Here is a 15,484-nt window from a genome sequence, read left to right on the forward strand (position 1 = left end):
GACGACTCGGCCTTCGACGGAACATGTGGTGCTCCCTTCCCGCCGAGCGCCATGGACATGACCGACGCGTGGGGGCGCGACGCCCGGCTTGGGTGAGGTGGGGGACATGTGGGGCTGTGCCGGTCCGGATCGTAGGAGGAGCGGCAGGGCCCGTCAATAGGTCTGGACCATTTAAGGTCTGGACCAATTTCCCGGGGGCGCGCCGCACCGCCGCGCCCCCGCGCGCGGACGCCGGAAGTCGGAAGACGGAAATCCGGCAACCGCCCTATGGGGAAAGGGGTTTGGGCTTTGCGCCACGCGGCCGGACCCGTCGGGCTAGGGTCGACGCACCGAGGAACGTGTCCTGCGGAAGGAGCGAACATGGTGGGCGCGGAGCTGGCAGTCGGCTATCTCTTCGCATGGGCCGTGCGCAAGGCGCGGCGGGTGGCGGGCCGGATGGACGCGGAGGTCGACCAGGCGCTGGACGCCGGGATGGACCGGCTGCACGAGGTGGTGGTCTCCCGGTTGGACGACGAGCCCGCCCTGGACTGGATGACCGAGGAGGCCGACGCCGGCCTGACGGAGCCGACCCCGCACACCCGGCGGCAGTTGGAGCGGTCCCTGGGGACCGCCGCCGCTCAGGACGCCGCGTTCGCCGCGACACTGCGGCAGGCCGTCGAGGCGTTGCACGCCGCCGATCCGGGCCACGGCGGGCCCGCGCTGAGCGGGAACACCTTCAACGGGCCGACCGCGATCGTGATGGGCGACCACGGCCGACAGGACAACCACTTCGGCTCCCCGTGACCGATGCGCAGCCGTCGGACGATGAGCCGGCCATCGTCATCCACGGCCCGGCCGGCGTGGTGGTGGGCCACCACAACGTCCAGAACAACTACTTCTCGGTACTCTCCCCCGACCCGGTGGAGGCGGCAGCGGAGACGCTGGGGAAAGTGGTGCTGGCGCAGTGGCGGCAGGAGGCCCGTCTGCGCGGCCTGCACGGGTCGGAGCGGATCCCCGTCCGCTGGCGCGCCCGGTACCCCGGAGAGGCCGGTGACCGCTCCCCTCCGCCGGGAGCCCCCGTCGACGGCGACGCCACGGACCTGGCGTCCTTCGTCGAGACGTTCCGGCGCCTGCCACAGCGCAGGCTGGTCGTGCTGGGCGGGGCGGGCAGCGGAAAGACCAGCCTGGCCGTGCTGCTGGTCATCGAGCTGCTGCTGCGGATGGAGGACCGGGATCCCGTGCCCGTCCTGCTGCCGCTCGCCTCCTGGCGGCCACGGGCGGAGCACCTGTACACGTGGCTGGAACGGCAGTTGCTGCACGAGTACCCCCAGCTGGACCCGGAGACGGTCGGCGCCCTCCGCCGCGATCAACGCGTCCTGCCCGTACTCGACGGCCTGGACGAGCTGCCCGTCGCCGAGCGGCCGGAGGCGCTGGCGGCACTCGACTCCGCGCTCCAGGACGGCGATCCCCTGGTCCTGACCTGCCGGACCGGTGACTTCGCCGCAGCTGCCCGTGGCAAGGCCGTGCTCGGCGAGGCCGCCGTGGTCGAGGCCGAACCGCTGACCGCCGAGGAGGTCTCGCGGTACCTGCTCAGGACCGCCACACGCGAGCACGAGGACCGCTGGCGCCCGCTCACCGACACGCTGACCGGGGACCCGCCCTGCCCCGCGGCCGAGGTCCTGACGGTTCCGCTGATGCTGTGGCTGCGCCGCACCGCCTACCGGCGCCCGGCCTCGGGCCGGGACCCCGGGGAGCTCGCCGACCGGGAGCGCTTCCCCACCGCCGGGACGGTCGAGAGCCACCTGCTGGACTCCCTGGTCCCGTCGGTCTACCCCACCGGTCCTCCGCCGCCGCCCCTCCTCGGCCGGAAGGCGGCACGCAGGTGGCCCGGGGAGAACCGGCGCCGGGATCCGGAGCGGGTGTCCCGGTGGCTCCGCTTCCTCGCCCGGCACCTCGAACAGCGGCGTACGCCCGACCTCGCGTGGTGGGAACTGGGCACCACCATGCGGCTGGTGCCGCGCATGCTCCTCACCGGGCTGGTGACCGGGGTGTGCGTCGCGGTCCTCATCGGGCCCTTCGACGGGATCACCGCCGCCCTGGTCGAGATCGGGTCGGCGCAGGGCCTCGGGCCCAGTCTCGTGGACGGGTTCGTCACCATGGTCGTGGACGCCCTGGTCAACGCTCTCCCCTCCGCCGTGGTCTTCGCCCTCGTGCACGGGATCGGGTACGTCTTCCGGGGCGGGGCGCTGGAGCCGTCGCGCATCCGGTTCCGCCTCGGCGGAGCAGGGAGGTTGGCGGCCAGGTCCGGTCCCGAGATCCTCGCGCGGGCCGGGATCGGGCTCGCGGCGGGCCTGGCCGTCGGGCCCGGGATCGCGCTCCTGACCGCGCTCGCCAGTGCCCTCCTCTCGGGGCACCCGGCATGGCTCCGGGTCGGGCTGGTGAACGCACCGCTCTACGGGTTCCTGTTCGGCCTCGCGGGCGCGCTCGCGGGCGGGCTGATGGCCTGGTGCGAAGCCCCCGTCGCCATCGAGTCGGCACCCGACCCCCGCGACCTGCTGGCCCTGAACCGCAGGACCCTGCTCCTGCAGTGGCTCATGCTCGCACCACCGCTCGGAGTCGTGGTCGGGCTCGGGGGCAGGCTGACCGTCGAGTTCCTCGACAGCTCCCTGTGGGGAATCGGCCTCGTGTGGAACGTCGCGGACGGGCTCAGATTCGGGGTCCTCACCGCCCTCGGGGGCGGGCTCGGCATCGCGCTCAGCCTGACGGCGTGGGGCCAGTGGACGGTCCTCGCACGGATCTGGCTGCCGCTGACCGGACACCTGCCCCCGGCGGCGATGACCTTCCTGGAGGACGCCCATCAGCGGGGCGTCCTGCGCAAGGCCGGCGCGGTCTACCAGTTCCGCCACGCCCGCCTCCAGCACCACTTCGCCCGCCCGGCCGACCGACCGGCGCCGCCGGTAGGGCGGCCGTCGGTCCCCTGACCGGGCGGGCGACGGGGGTCGGTCAGACGGTCGGCCCGGCGGTCATCAGCGCCGTGATCTCCTCGGCCAGCTCCGGGCCGAGCTCGCCCCAGCCCTCCTTGTAGCCGTACACGCCGGCCAGGGTGCGGGCCTCGTAGTCGCCGTTCAGGATCTCGATGTCGTCGGCGGTGATGAGCGCCGGGTGGGCGACGCCGACGGCCGACGAGACCTTCAGCAGCTCCTTGCGCAGGGTGCGCAGGTAGGCGGCGGCCCGGTCGGCCTTCGACGTCGGGTCCAGGCCGCGGGCGAGCCACGCGTTCTGGGTCGCGATGCCGGTGGGGCACTTGTCGGTGTGGCACTTCTGCGCCTGGATGCAGCCGATCGACAGCATCGCCTCCCGGGCCACGTTGATCATGTCGGCGCCCAGGGCGAAGGCGACCGCGGCGTTCTCGGGCAGGCCGAGCTTGCCGGAGCCGATGAAGGTCAGGTCGTCGGTCAGCCCCAGCTCGGCGAAGGTGCCGTAGACCCGGGAGAAGCCCATCCGGAACGGCAGCGACACCGAGTCGGCGAACATCCGCGGCGCCGCGCCGGTGCCGCCCTCGCCGCCGTCGACCGTCACGAAGTCGACCCCGCGGTCGCCGCGGGCCATCAGCGTGGCGAGCTCCTGCCAGAAGCCCAGCTCCCCCACCGCGCTCTTGACCCCGACCGGCAGGCCGGTCTCGGTGGCGATCAGCTCGACGAAGTCCAGCATCGAGTCGACGTCGCCGAACGCGGTGTGCCGCGACGGGGAGGCGCAGTCCTGGCCGACCGGGATGCCGCGGATCCCGGCGATCTCCGGGGTCACCTTCGCGCCCGGCAGCATGCCGCCCAGCCCCGGCTTGGCGCCCTGGGAGAGCTTGATCTCTATCGCCTTGACCGGGGCCCCGGCGACGACCTCCTTGAGCTTGTCGAGGTTGAAGGCGCCGTTCTCGTCGCGGCAGCCGAAGTACGCCGTCCCCAGCTGGAGGACGAGGTCACCGCCGTTGCGGTGGTACGGCGAGAGGCCGCCCTCGCCGGTGTTGTGCATCGTGCCCGCCAGCGCCGCCCCCTTGTTGAGCGCCGTGACGGCCGCGCCGGAGAGCGAGCCGAAGCTCATCGCCGAGATGTTCACCACGCTGGCCGGCCGGAAGGCCTTGGCGCGGCCGCGCGGCCCGCCCAGCACCTTGGCCGAGGGCAGCGGTGCCTGCGGGTCGTGGGCGTCGGGGAGAGCACCGGCGAAGGTGCGCTGCTTCAGGTAGGCGTGCCCCTGGACGTGCTCGACGTCGACCTCGGTGCCGAAGCCGAAGTAGTTGTTCTCCTCCTTCGCCGACGCGTAGATCCAGGTGCGCTGGTCACGGCTGAAGGGGCGCTCCTCCTCGTTGGAGGTCACGATGTACTGCCGCAGCTCCGGCCCGATCGTCTCCAGGAGGTAGCGGGCGTGGCCGACCACCGGGAAGTTCCGGAGGAGCGCGTGCCTCTTCTGGACGAGGTCGCGGGCCGCCAGGACTGCCACCGCTGTCGCGGCGACCGCGCCGATCTTCCGGGCTTGCATGAACGTTCCTCCTAGATGCACGACTCCAGCGTCTGCGGTGGAGTCGTGGTGCCGTGTGGGTGTCGGACGGCGAGCCCCCGGCCGCAGCGGCCGAGCGGGCGGCACCGTCCGTCGGAGAATCCGACACGATGGTAAAAGGCCACCCGAACAGGCAAACGGCCAGGGGGTACGGCTGCCGCTCCGGCGGCGGGCCCACCGCCGGAGGTCGAGCGCCGCGGCGGAGCGAAGAACTCCGCCGCGAACGCCCCCGACTGCTCACCCGGACCTGCCGGTTCAGCCGGAGTCACACCGCCGGACACCCGCCGCAGCGGACGTCACCCCGGACCCCGTACGGCACCCGGCAGGCGGTCTCAGTAGAACCAGACCGAGAGCCGGGCCGTGGTCGGGGCCACGTCGCAGAAGTAGCTGACCGCCTCCCCGCGGGCCACGTAGGCCCGGCCGGCGGCGTCGCACGCGGCGCCGCTCGGGTACATGCCGATGTAGGTGTATCCGGTCGTCCTCGTCGTGGACGCCTGGGCGGCGGGAGCGGCCGCCAGGCCGCCCGCAACCGTCAGCAGTCCGGCCAGGGCCATGGTGGAAACCGCTGTGCGCAATGCCATCTCGGTGGATCCTCCCTCGGGCGAGAACGCCGGAGTCCGCTTCCCGGCGCTCGGCGGCGAGCCTTCCGGAATCCCGGATTCGGGGCAATGGTAGAGACCAATGTGGCAGAAAACAGCCCACCCGCCTGACCCGAACCCGCCTCGTGAACGGCATCCGACCGGCCGTCCGGGCTTGCGCGGCGGCCAGTAGGCACACACGGTGAGTACACGATCAGTCACGCGCGTGGCGCGGGGCGGCGGTGCTCATGGCCCCCCGTCACCGGAAGCCGACCGGAGCACCGGATCCCCCCGCGCACCCGCACCGATCACCACCCTCGCACCGGTCGGACGGCCAAGCCCCGACCGATCGCTCTCCCCTGGAGGCTCGATGAACACCGTTCCGTCCCGATTCCCGCTGCCCCGCCGCCTGGCCGGGGCCATGGCGCTGGCCTGTGGACTCCTGCTGCTCCCGGCCGGTGCACCGGCCCACGCCCAGGGCGTGGTGGACGTGCAGTGCGAAGGCACGTTCACCAGCGAGTTCACGCCCGCGCTGACCAACCAGCCGCAGGACATCAGCGTCACGTCCCAGAACTCCTACGCGACGTGCGAGACGGGCCTTCCCGGGACGAGCGCGACCACGGCCGACGAGCCGGGCGAGACCTGCGTCAACCTGATCCACACGCTCAACCCCTTCGACGAGACCATCACCTGGAGCGACCGGAGCACCAGCACCGTGCACTGGACCTCCGTGGAGGACACCGGCACCGCCGCGACCTACACGGGCACCGTCAGCGCGGGCCGGTACACGGGCGACACCGCCGTGAAGGTCGTGGACGCCGCCGACCTCACCGGAACCAACCCGGAGCTGTGCCCGGTCGGCGGCGGCACCATCACCGGGGCCAGCGGCCCCACCACCCTCACCCTGACCGCCCTGTGACGAAGCCGGGCCGGCTCCGCCTCCTCGACGGCACCGTCCTTCCCGGCGCGACCGTCACCGGCGATCCCGGTGCGCGGGCCGTCCGGGGTCACCAGCTGAGGACGAGATAGCCCCCTCCACCGAGTTCGCCTTTCTGCCCGGCGGCACCCGGCGCCCCGGAAGCGCCGGGGAAGGCGCTTTTCCCTCCGGGGGTGTCGCCGTCGCCTCCGCCCCCGCCCCGGCCTCCCGCACCGCCGGTGCCGCCCGCACCGCCGGCACTCAGCCCGGGAGGCAGGGGAACACCGCCGGTGACGGCGGCGGACCCCTGGCCGCCGGCACCGCCCCCACCAGCGGCGCCACCGATCTCTCCCTTGCCGCCGTGCCTGATGGCGCCGGGCCCCCCGGTGACACCGGGCTGCCCCGCCAAGCCGGCTGTTCCCGGGGCCCCCTTTCCGGGGGCGACCGTCCGGACATCGCTTCCCGCGCAGCGCGCGCCGCCCGACACGGGAGCCCCGCCGGCGCCCGACCCGCCGGGCCCCGCGGTGCCGCCCAGCCCTCCGCCCCCGCCCAGGCCTCCCAGCCCGGCGGGTTTACCACCACGACCGGAACCTCCCCCTGTACCACCGCGTGCCCCAACACCCGCCTTGGCGGTGCCGCCCGGGGTTCCGTACGCGGCGGCGACAGCGGGAAAGAGAGGACTGTCGCTGGGCCGTACGAGGTACGTCGACTCGCCTCGGGCCGTCGTGACAGCGGGCACGCTGCCGCCCGACGCGCCCGCGACGCCCGCATCGCCGCTTCCCAGGGTTCCGCCGGTCGCCCCGCCCGGCCCGCCCGCTCCGCCCCTGCCGGGAGAGCCGACCGCCCGCGACTTCCCCACCACGATTTCCAGAACGGAACCCGGATTGACGGTGAGCGTGCACTGAACGTAGAAACCCGCGGCGCCCCCACCACCACCGCCCCCGCCGGCCCCTCCCGCCCCTCCTCCGCCGCCACCGCCGCCGGCCCGGTCGTTCGTGGCGAGGGACAGGCCCCCTCCGCCACCGCCCCCTCCGCCACCGGCACCGCCGCCGCCCGCCCCGCCCGCCCCGCCCGGACCCCACGCGTAGGCCGTGACCTGGGTGACGCCCGCGGGCACGGTGAACCTTCCGGAGCGCGTGAAGCTCTGCTGGCCCGAGGCCGCGGCCGCCTCCGGCGCCGGCAGGCCCAACGAAACCCCGGCGAGCGTCAACGCGCTGGTGACCGCCACCGAGCGCCAGCCCGCGATCCGGCGCGACCGACCGGCCGACGCCCCGAACACCGCTCGCCCGCCCCGCCCGTCCTGCACCGCCATGAGCCACTCCCCTCTCCCGCGACGACATCGCGGACACGCACGGGAGTTGACGCACCCGGCATCGCCGTCACCCGCGGTATGCCCTACTACGTTCGGCCGCAGAGGAGTGTTCGATCGACTTCACCCGAACGAGGGAGCCATGCTCGTGAGGGTGCCGGCCTCGGCGTCGCCGACGGCCCGGAGCAGGCTGCCGCGCAACGCGGGAGGGGCTGTCCCCGAGCGGGACAGCCCCTCCGCGGGCACGGTCGTCAGCGGGCTCCTACCGGCCGGCCAGCGGGGCCAGGGTGCCCGGGTAGAGGTACTGCTGCGGGGGGATCGTCGTGCCGTGGGCCCAGGCGTCGAAGAAGCCCTTGAGGTCCTTGCCGGAGACCTTCGCGGCGAGGGCCTCGAACTGGGGGAAGGAGGCGTTGCCGTAGGCGTGGTCGGCGGTCCAGCGCTTGAGGGTGCCGAAGAACGCGTCGTCCCCGACGGTGCGCCGCAGGGCGTGCATCATCAGCGAGCCCTTGAAGTAGAGGGCCGGGGCGAGTTCCTTGCCCTGGCCCGGGTCGTACAGCTTGGTGGACCAGAACTCCGGCTTGTTCCGGTTCTCCTGGACGGTGGGGGCGTAGAAGCCGGTGTCGAGGTCGCTGCCCTGGTGTTCGTCCCACAGCTGGTTGGCGTACTGGGCGACGCATTCGGCGATGCAGCCGTCGCGCCAGTCGGTGAACGAGACGCTGTCGCCGAACCACTGGTGGGAGATCTCGTGGACCGCCGCGGCGTCCCAGAAGTAGTTGGTGTAGGTGGGCCGGCTCTGGGTCTCCAGGTCCGGCGCGCCGGTACCCGACTCCTTGGTCCAGCTGCGGACGATGGCGCCCGCGGAGGAGAACGGGTACGGGCCGAACCTGGAGGCCAGGAAGGCGATGATCTCCGGCTGCTGGGCCTCGGTCGCCTTGGCCACGTCGTCGATCGGCACGTCCGGGCCGTAGGCGGTGATGACCGGTGTCCCGTCGGCCAGTTCCGAGCGGTGGACGGTGAACCTGTCGATGGCGACGGTGCTGAGGTACGTCGCCATCGGCTTGTCCTCGCGCCAGCGGAAGGTCGTCGAGCCGTCCTTGCCGGTGGTCGGGCCGGGCCGGCCGTTGCCGATGGCCGTCCAGCCGTCGGGGACGGTCGCGGTGAGCGAGAAGGTGGCCTTGTCGGACGGGTGGTCGTTGGACGGGAACCAGGAGGTCGCGCCGTGCGGCTCGCCCATCGCGTTGACGCCGCCGGACACCAGCTGGTGCCAGCCCTCGGGGTCGGGCTTGCCCGCGTACACGACCCGTACGGCGAAGGTGGCGCCGCCGGCCACCCGGCGGGCGGGCTCGATGTCCAGCTTGTGCTCGCCGGAGCGGGAGAACGACCTGGCCGGGGCGCCGTTCACGGTGACCGAGGCGACCTGGAAGCCCTTCAGGTCCAGGGAGAGGCGGTCGAGGGGGCGCAGGGCCCGGGCGGTGACGGTGGTGTCGCCGTCCAACCGGTCGGGGTGCGCCGGGTCGTAGGCGATCCGGACGTCGTAGTTCGCCACGTCGTAGCCGGTGTTGCCGTCCTCGGGGAAGTACGGGTCCCCGATGCCGGCCGCTCCCGCGGGGACGGCGGTCAGGGCGACGCCGAGGGCGGTGGCGGCCGCGACCAGGGTGGCGGCCTTGCGGCGGTGGTGGCTCAGTGGTGCGCGCATCTGTGGCTCCTGGAGACGACGGGTGGTCAGGGTCGCGCCGTGGCGGAGGCGGTGGCGTACTGCCACACCACGCCGATCAGCGCGTTGGTGCTGGTCGCCTGCGTCGCGGGGTCGACGTTGGCGAGGTCGTCGCACGCGCTGTGGAGGCAGTCCGAGACGCCGCTGCTGAAGCCGGACGTCGGGATGCCGGCCTTCCCGAACGACTCGGTGTCGGAGCTGTCCAGCGGGATGTCGAAGGTGGCGAAGCCCCGGCTGCCGAACCAGTTCTCGAAGGCCTTGAAGGCCGCGGCCCCGCCGTTCTTCTCGTCCTTCACCACGAGGTACTGCTGGAGGTTCTTGCTGCCCGCCTGGTCGAGGTTGAGGTACAGATCGATGGCCTTGCGGTCGTCGGCGGACAGGTTCTTGACGTAGTCCGCCGAGCCGACCAGCCCCGCCTCCTCGGCTCCCCACCAGGCGAAGCGCAGGTGCCGCTCGGGCTTCAGCCCGGCCTTGGCGACCTGGAGGGCGGTGGTCAGGACGGCCGCCGAGCCGGAGCCGTTGTCGTTGATCCCCGGGCCCATCGGGACGCTGTCCAGGTGGGCGCCGGAGAGCAGCACGTGGTTCGGGTCGCCGCCCGGCCAGTCGGCGACCAGGTTGTAGCCGTCCTTGCCGTCGTGGGAGAAGCGGCGCAGCTGCGTCTGGAAGCCGGCCCGGTCCAGCGCCCGCTTCACGTACGCCACCGACTCCGCGTACCCCCGGGTGCCGTGCGCGCGGTTGCCGCCGTTGTGGTCCGCGATCCGTTGCAGGGCCTGGAGGTGCGGCATCACCTCCGCCGCCGTGACGGTCGGCGCGGCGGCGGACGCGACGGGGGACGGCCCCTGGGTGGCGGCCGTCGCCGCGACGGCGGGGACGGTGGAGAGCAGCAGGGCCGCCCCGAGGGCGCGGGCGGTGAGGGACACCGGACGGGAAGAGGGCATCAGGCGGGCGCCTTTCGCAGCAGGGTCCGGGGCACGTGCCCCGGCGGATTCCCCCACCCTGGTCCGGAGATGTCAGGAACTTGTCGGGAGGCCGTCCCGAACCGGTGGGGGGTGCCTTCCGAAGGCGCTTTACGATCATGGTCATGTGCGCACACGTCGTGGTTGCCGAGGACGATCCCAAGCAGGCGGACCTGGTCCGGCTGTACCTGGAGCGGGAGGGTCATCACGTCGTCGTCGTCCACGACGGCCGCTCCGCGCTGGAGGAGGCCCGCCGAGGCCCGACCCAGCTCCTGGTCCTCGACGTGATGATGCCCGTCATGGACGGGCTCGACGTCTGCCGCGCCCTGCGCGTCGAATCCGCCGTCCCGGTGCTGATGCTGACCGCCCGCACCGCCGAGGAGGACCTGCTGCTCGGCCTCGACCTCGGCGCCGACGACTACCTCACCAAGCCGTACAGCCCCCGGGAACTCGTCGCCCGGGTCCGCGCCCTGCTGCGCCGCGGCTCCCGACCCCTCCCCCAGTCCCTGCCCCTGGACTCCGCCACGCCCCCGGCCACGCCGGCCCCGCCGCCGCCGAGCGTGCTGACCACCGGGGCCCTCACCGTCGACCCGCTGCGCCACGAGATCACCGCCGACGGACGGCCCGTCAGCTGCACCCCCGGCGAGTTCCGGCTGCTGGAGGTGCTGGCCGCCCAGCCCGGCCGGGTCTTCACCCGTGCCCAGCTGCTGGAGCACCTGCACGGCATCGACCGGTACATCACCACCCGGACCGTCGACACCCACGTGATGAACCTGCGCCGCAAGATCGAGCCCCAACCACGGCGCCCCACCCGGCTCCTGACGGTCTACGGCATCGGCTACAAGCTCGCCGAGGAGCCGCACGGTGCGTCGTGACGCCCCTCCCCGCCGGACGCTGCTGCTCCGGCTGCTCGCCCTCTCCGCCCTGGTCTCCCTCTGCTCCATCGGCGCGACGGCCTGGCTGACGGCCCGCACCACGACGGGCGCGATCCGGCAGGAGCAGCACCAGGTCCTCGCGGACCAGGTCCGGATCTACCACGAACTGCTCGGCTACGCCGCGACCCACCCGGACTGGACGGGCGCGGAGCCGACCGTCCGGAGGCTCGCGGCCGACACCGGGCAGCGCATCCTGCTGGCCACGCCGCGCTTCGAGCCGGTCATCGACTCGGCGGCGGCCACACCCGCCGCGGCCCCCTCGGCCACCGCCGCCCCGGACACCGCCGCCCCGGACACCGCCGCCGGCCGAACGACCCTGCCCCGTACGCCCACCACCACCGTCGACCCGCTCTCGGTCGACCTCGCCATGCTGCCCGACGCCCCCGCCGACCGGATCGACGCCCGCGCCGTGGGCCCGTTCCGGATGACGGCCGCCGAGCGCGCCGCCATGGAGGAGGCCGCCCGGACCCGGGCCGACTGCCTGCGGTCGGCCCTGGGCGTCGAGGCGACCGTCACCGACGACGCCGCCGGGCACCCCGTGGTGAACGTCCCCGGCGGCCAGGCCCCCGGCGCGCGCTGCGCCTCGCCGCAGGTGCTGGAAGCGCCGACCCAAACCGAGAGCGCCGCTCTCGCCGACCTCACCGGGCTGGTCAACGCCTGCCTGGAGCGCCAGCGGATCCGGCCCGTCCAGCTGTCCCTGTCCCTGCGATGGACCCCGTCCCTCGACCGGGAGCAGGAGCAGGTGGTCTCCGCCTGCCTCGCCAACTCCCGTCGCCAGCAGCTCGTCCGGTACGTGGCTCCGCCCGTGCTGCTGTTCGTCGGCGCGCCCTCCGGCACGGCGGAGCCCGCCCCCGTCCTGTCCGCGCCCCACCGCGGCCGGGTCGTCGAGGTCGCCGCGCTGGTGCTGGCCGTCACCGTGGCGATCACCACGGCGGTCGGCCTGCGGCTCTCCCGGCCGCTGAACGCCCTCACCCGGGCCGCCCGGCGGATGGCCGACGGGGACCTCTCCGCCCGGGTGACCGCGACCGGCCGGGACGAGATCGCCGGACTCGCCGCCGCCTTCAACGCCATGGCGGAGCGCCGCGAACAGCTGGAGGAGCTGCGCCGCGCGATGGTGGGCGACATCGCGCACGAGCTGCGGACCCCGCTGAGCAACATCCGCGGCTGGCTGGAGGCCGTCGAGGACGGCGTCGTCACCGCCGACGGCGCCCTGACGAGTTCGCTGCTGGAGGAGGCCCTGCTGCTCCAGCACCTGATCGACGACCTGCGGGACCTCGCCGCCGCCGACGCCGGCGAACTCGCCCTGCACCGCGAGCCCGTGGACGCCGAGGACCTGCTCACCCAGGCCGCCACCGCGCACGGCGCCCTGGCGCAGGCGTCGGGCGTGACCCTGGTCGTCGACACGGACACCGCCACGGCCGAGTACGAGCTGTCCGCCGACCCGGTACGCCTGCGCCAGATGGTCGGCAACCTGGTGGCCAACGCCGTCCGCCACACCCCGGCGGGCGGCACCGTCACCCTGCGGACCCGTCCGGAGGCCGACGCCCTGCTCATCGAGGTCGCCGACACCGGCAACGGCATCGCCCCGGCGGACCTGCCGCTGGTCTTCGAACGGTTCTGGCGGGCCGAGAAGTCCCGCAACCGCCAGAGCGGCGGCAGCGGCCTCGGCCTCGCCATCGTCCGCAAACTCGCCGAACTCCACGGCGGCGACGTCCACGCGGCCAGCACCCCCGGCACCGGCTCGGTGTTCACCGTACGCCTCCCCCGCACGGCGTCAGGGACGGGCAACGGCACGGTCTCCGAGGTCACCGGCCGCCCCGCCTGACGCCCCGCCCGGGTGGCGGCCGGCGGGTTCCGCCGTCCGGGTGACGATCGCCTTCGGACCCGTCGACCGCGCCTCCCCTGGTTGACCAGGCTCGACGGACGCACGCCAGGGGGTGATGCGGGAACACACCCGGTTGCGGCCGGCATCCACCGGACCATCGCGCTCCGCATGTGAATGAATACGGATCGTTCCGTTTCCTTCACCTCGGCTCCGATGAAAGGGCACAGCCATGCCTTCGGCCACGCGCAAGACGACGGGAACTCCAGTGGTACGGCGGCTGGTCGCCGCCGCGGCCGCGCTGGGCAGCTGCCTGGCGCTCGCCGGTCCGGCGGGCAGCGCCGGCGCGGCGTCCGCCGTCCCCGTACCGACCGTCTTCTTCGGCGACTCCTACACCGCCAACTACGGCATCGCCCCCCTGAACCACGAGGACAGCCCACAGGTCTTCTGCTTCCAGGCGAAGGAGAACTACCCCGCCGTCGCCACCCGGCTCCTCGCGGACAAGGGCGTCACGCTCGACGTCCAGTCGGACGTCTCCTGCGGAGGGGCCCTCGTCCGTCACTTCTGGGAGAAGCAGGAGCTGCCCTTCAACCTCGGCGAGGTCCCGCCGCAGCAGGACGCGCTCAAACCCGACACCCAGTTGGTCGTGGGCAGCCTGGGCGGCAACACGGTGGGCTTCAACCGCATCCTGAAGCAGTGTTCCGCCAAGCTCCGCGGCAATGAGGGGGTCCTGCTGCCGGGAACACCGGTGGACGAGGACGTGCCGGCCGCGACGTGCGGCGAGTTCTTCACGTCCGGAGACGGAAAGCAGTGGCTGGACCGGCAGTTCGAGGAAGTCGGGTGGGAGCTGGAGGAACTGCTCGACCGCATCGGCTACTTCTCCCCCGACGCGAAGCGCGTCCTGGTCGGCTACCCCAGGCTCGTGCCCGCGGACACCGCCAAGTGCCTGACCGCGGCCCCCGGTCAGACCGAGCTGCCGTTCGCCGACATCCCGCAGGACGCCCTGCCGGTCCTGGACCAGATCCAGAAGCGGCTGGACGACGTCATGAAGAAGGCCGTCGCCGATGCCGAGGGCGGCGCCGACTTCGTGGACCTCTACGCCCACACCGGCGGCAACACGGCGTGCGACGGCGCCGACCGGGGCATCGGCGGCCTGCTGGAGCCCTCCCTGGTCAAGCTCGGCGACACGACGCTCCCGTGGTATCTGCACCCCAATGAGAAGGGCCGCGACATCCAGGCGACGCAGGTCGCCGACAAGGTCAAGGCGATCCTCAGCCGGTAAGGGGTACCCGACCCGAGGGGCTGGACGTACCGGTGGCACCGGAAACCGTCATACCGGGGTAGCACAGCGGACTTGGCACCCCTGTATGACGGCGTCCGCCCCGCCTCGCCCGTACCGTCGCCCGTGTCGAAAGCGACGACGGAAACCGAACGAGGGGGAGACCACGATGAGCGGGCGAGGACGGGCCGTGGCGGCGGTGCTGCTGGCGGCGACGGTGACGTTGGGCGTGGTCGGCGCGCCGGGCGCGGTGGCGGCGCCGGGGCCGGGCGCCGGGCAGCAGGCCAGGGCCTGGCTGCCGCAGCCCACCGGGCCGTACCCGGTCGGCACGACGTCCCTGCAGCTCACGGACGACCGCCGGGACGATCCCTGGAAGCCCGGGCAGCACCGCAAGCTGATGATCAGCCTCTGGTACCCGACCACCCGGGCCGCCACCGGCGACGACCGCGCGCCGTACATGGTCCCCGCCGCCGCCGAGCACTTCGGCAGCGCCGGGAGCGTCGGCCAGAGCGACTACCGGTTCGAGCCCGGCCGCACCGACTGGGCGGGCATCCGCACCCACGCCCGCGCCGACGCGCCCGCCCTCCCCGGTGGCAAGCGGCCCGTCGTGCTGTACTCGGCGGGCTTCGGGGACCCGCGCACCTGGGGCACCGGCCTGGTGGAGGACCTCGCCTCGCGCGGCTACGTCGTCGTCACCGTCGACCACACCTACGAGGCCTCCGAGGTCGCCTTCCCCGACGGGGACCTCGCCACCTCCGTCTTCCCCGCGCTGCTGGCCCAGCCCGGCCTCGACATGAGCGCCCTCCTGCGCAGGATGCTGCAGAGCCGGGTCGACGACACCCGCTCCGTCCTGGACCGGCTCGACGGGCTGCGCCACGACGAGCGGCTGCCGGCCGGCCTCGCCGCCTCCCTCGACCTCGACCGGATCGGCATGGTCGGCCACTCCGGCGGCGGCTCCGCGGCCCTCCAGACCATGCACGACGATCCGCGCCTCAAGGCCGGCGTCAACCTCGACGGCCAGCTGCACTTCTCCAACCCGGACGGCTCCGGGGTCCAGCTGCCCCTGCCCACCGCCGCCGAGGACGGCCTCACCCGGCCCTTCCTGCTCATGGGCACCCAGGACCCCGAATCCGGCAGCTACCACCGGCAGCCCGGCTGGGACGCCCTGTGGCGGCACAGCACCGGCTGGCACGCCGACGTGACCCTCACCGGCTCCCGCCACGGCTCCTACACCGACGCGCAGTCCCTGCTGCCCCAGCTCGCCCGCCAGGGCGCGATCAGCGGGACGGACCTGACCGGCGCCGTCGGCGACGTTCCCCCGGACCGCGCGGTGCTGGCCACCCGCTCGTACGTCGCGTCGTTCTTCGACCGCTGGCTGCGCGGCCACGACGACCACCTCCTGGACGGCCCGTCGCCGCGCTTCCCCGAGATGGTCTACGAGCGGTAGC

Annotated in this window: 11 protein-coding genes; 7 read left to right on the forward strand and 4 right to left on the reverse strand. The window is 73.5% G+C overall.

Annotation, left to right across the window (positions count from 1 at the left end):
- The first annotated feature begins 360 nt into the window (after positions 1-360).
- Positions 361-783, forward strand: coding sequence for a hypothetical protein (locus AMK13_RS16030; protein WP_074002774.1), 423 nt, complete (start codon positions 361-363; stop codon positions 781-783).
- Entirely contained in the window at positions 780-2,960 is a 2,181-nt protein-coding gene (locus AMK13_RS16035; protein WP_074002775.1) for an NACHT domain-containing protein, read from the forward strand. The genes AMK13_RS16030 and AMK13_RS16035 overlap by 4 nt, the downstream gene beginning before the upstream one ends.
- A 22-nt stretch (positions 2,961-2,982) precedes the next feature.
- Here AMK13_RS16035 and AMK13_RS16040 read toward each other — a convergent pair whose 3' ends face one another.
- Positions 2,983-4,509 carry an FMN-binding glutamate synthase family protein gene (locus AMK13_RS16040; RefSeq protein ID WP_074002776.1) on the reverse strand — a complete coding sequence of 509 codons (1,527 nt, stop codon included), beginning with the start codon at positions 4,507-4,509 and terminating at the stop codon, positions 2,983-2,985.
- A gap of 350 nt (positions 4,510-4,859) precedes the next feature.
- Positions 4,860-5,108, reverse strand: a complete 249-nt coding sequence (locus tag AMK13_RS16045) for a hypothetical protein (protein ID WP_049651741.1) — start codon at positions 5,106-5,108, stop codon at positions 4,860-4,862.
- A gap of 367 nt (positions 5,109-5,475) precedes the next feature.
- Between AMK13_RS16045 and AMK13_RS16050 the strand changes: the two genes are divergently transcribed.
- Positions 5,476-6,024, forward strand: coding sequence for a hypothetical protein (locus AMK13_RS16050; protein ID WP_074002777.1), 549 nt, complete (start codon positions 5,476-5,478; stop codon positions 6,022-6,024).
- A 1,568-nt stretch (positions 6,025-7,592) separates the two neighbouring features.
- Here AMK13_RS16050 and AMK13_RS16055 read toward each other — a convergent pair.
- Positions 7,593-9,026, reverse strand: coding sequence for a M1 family metallopeptidase (locus AMK13_RS16055; protein WP_074002778.1), 1,434 nt, complete (start codon positions 9,024-9,026; stop codon positions 7,593-7,595).
- Positions 9,027-9,052: 26 nt separating this feature from the next.
- Positions 9,053-9,982 (reverse strand): M20/M25/M40 family metallo-hydrolase, encoded by a 930-nt coding sequence (locus AMK13_RS16060; RefSeq protein ID WP_074002779.1) that lies wholly within the window; start codon positions 9,980-9,982, stop codon positions 9,053-9,055.
- 143 nt (positions 9,983-10,125) lie between these two features.
- Here AMK13_RS16060 and AMK13_RS16065 point away from each other — a divergent pair, with 143 nt between their 5' ends.
- The 4 genes from AMK13_RS16065 (at position 10,126) to AMK13_RS16080 (ending at position 15,483) form a co-directional block, all read left to right on the forward strand.
- On the forward strand, positions 10,126-10,875 hold the full coding sequence (locus AMK13_RS16065) for a response regulator transcription factor (RefSeq protein ID WP_074002780.1): 750 nt from the start codon (positions 10,126-10,128) through the stop codon (positions 10,873-10,875).
- Positions 10,865-12,760: a sensor histidine kinase gene (locus tag AMK13_RS16070; protein ID WP_074002781.1), complete on the forward strand. Its 1,896-nt coding sequence runs from the start codon at positions 10,865-10,867 to the stop codon at positions 12,758-12,760. Before AMK13_RS16065 ends, AMK13_RS16070 begins: the two co-directional genes overlap by 11 nt.
- 229 nt (positions 12,761-12,989) lie before the next feature.
- On the forward strand, positions 12,990-14,039 hold the full coding sequence (locus AMK13_RS16075) for an SGNH/GDSL hydrolase family protein (protein WP_074002782.1): 1,050 nt from the start codon (positions 12,990-12,992) through the stop codon (positions 14,037-14,039).
- Positions 14,040-14,205: 166 nt separating this feature from the next.
- Positions 14,206-15,483: an alpha/beta hydrolase family protein gene (locus AMK13_RS16080; RefSeq protein ID WP_074002783.1), complete on the forward strand. Its 1,278-nt coding sequence runs from the start codon at positions 14,206-14,208 to the stop codon at positions 15,481-15,483.
- The last annotated feature ends 1 nt before the right edge of the window (position 15,484 follow it).

This window comes from Streptomyces sp. CB02056, from assembly GCF_001905545.1.
Lineage (GTDB): Bacteria > Actinomycetota > Actinomycetes > Streptomycetales > Streptomycetaceae > Kitasatospora.

What these genes read in the sequence shown, in the direction of transcription:
- AMK13_RS16075 (WP_074002782.1), top strand. Translation starts at nt 12,990, where the DNA reads ATGCCTTCGGCCACGCGCAAGACGACGGGAACTCCAGTGGTACGGCGG.
- AMK13_RS16065 (WP_074002780.1), top strand. Translation starts at nt 10,126, where the DNA reads ATGTGCGCACACGTCGTGGTTGCCGAGGACGATCCCAAGCAGGCGGAC.
- AMK13_RS16030 (WP_074002774.1), top strand. Translation starts at nt 361, where the DNA reads ATGGTGGGCGCGGAGCTGGCAGTCGGCTATCTCTTCGCATGGGCCGTG.
- AMK13_RS16060 (WP_074002779.1), bottom strand. Translation starts at nt 9,982, where the DNA reads ATGCCCTCTTCCCGTCCGGTGTCCCTCACCGCCCGCGCCCTCGGGGCG.
- AMK13_RS16080 (WP_074002783.1), top strand. Translation starts at nt 14,206, where the DNA reads ATGAGCGGGCGAGGACGGGCCGTGGCGGCGGTGCTGCTGGCGGCGACG.
- AMK13_RS16045 (WP_049651741.1), bottom strand. Translation starts at nt 5,108, where the DNA reads ATGGCATTGCGCACAGCGGTTTCCACCATGGCCCTGGCCGGACTGCTG.
- AMK13_RS16040 (WP_074002776.1), bottom strand. Translation starts at nt 4,509, where the DNA reads ATGCAAGCCCGGAAGATCGGCGCGGTCGCCGCGACAGCGGTGGCAGTC.
- AMK13_RS16055 (WP_074002778.1), bottom strand. Translation starts at nt 9,026, where the DNA reads ATGCGCGCACCACTGAGCCACCACCGCCGCAAGGCCGCCACCCTGGTC.
- AMK13_RS16050 (WP_074002777.1), top strand. Translation starts at nt 5,476, where the DNA reads ATGAACACCGTTCCGTCCCGATTCCCGCTGCCCCGCCGCCTGGCCGGG.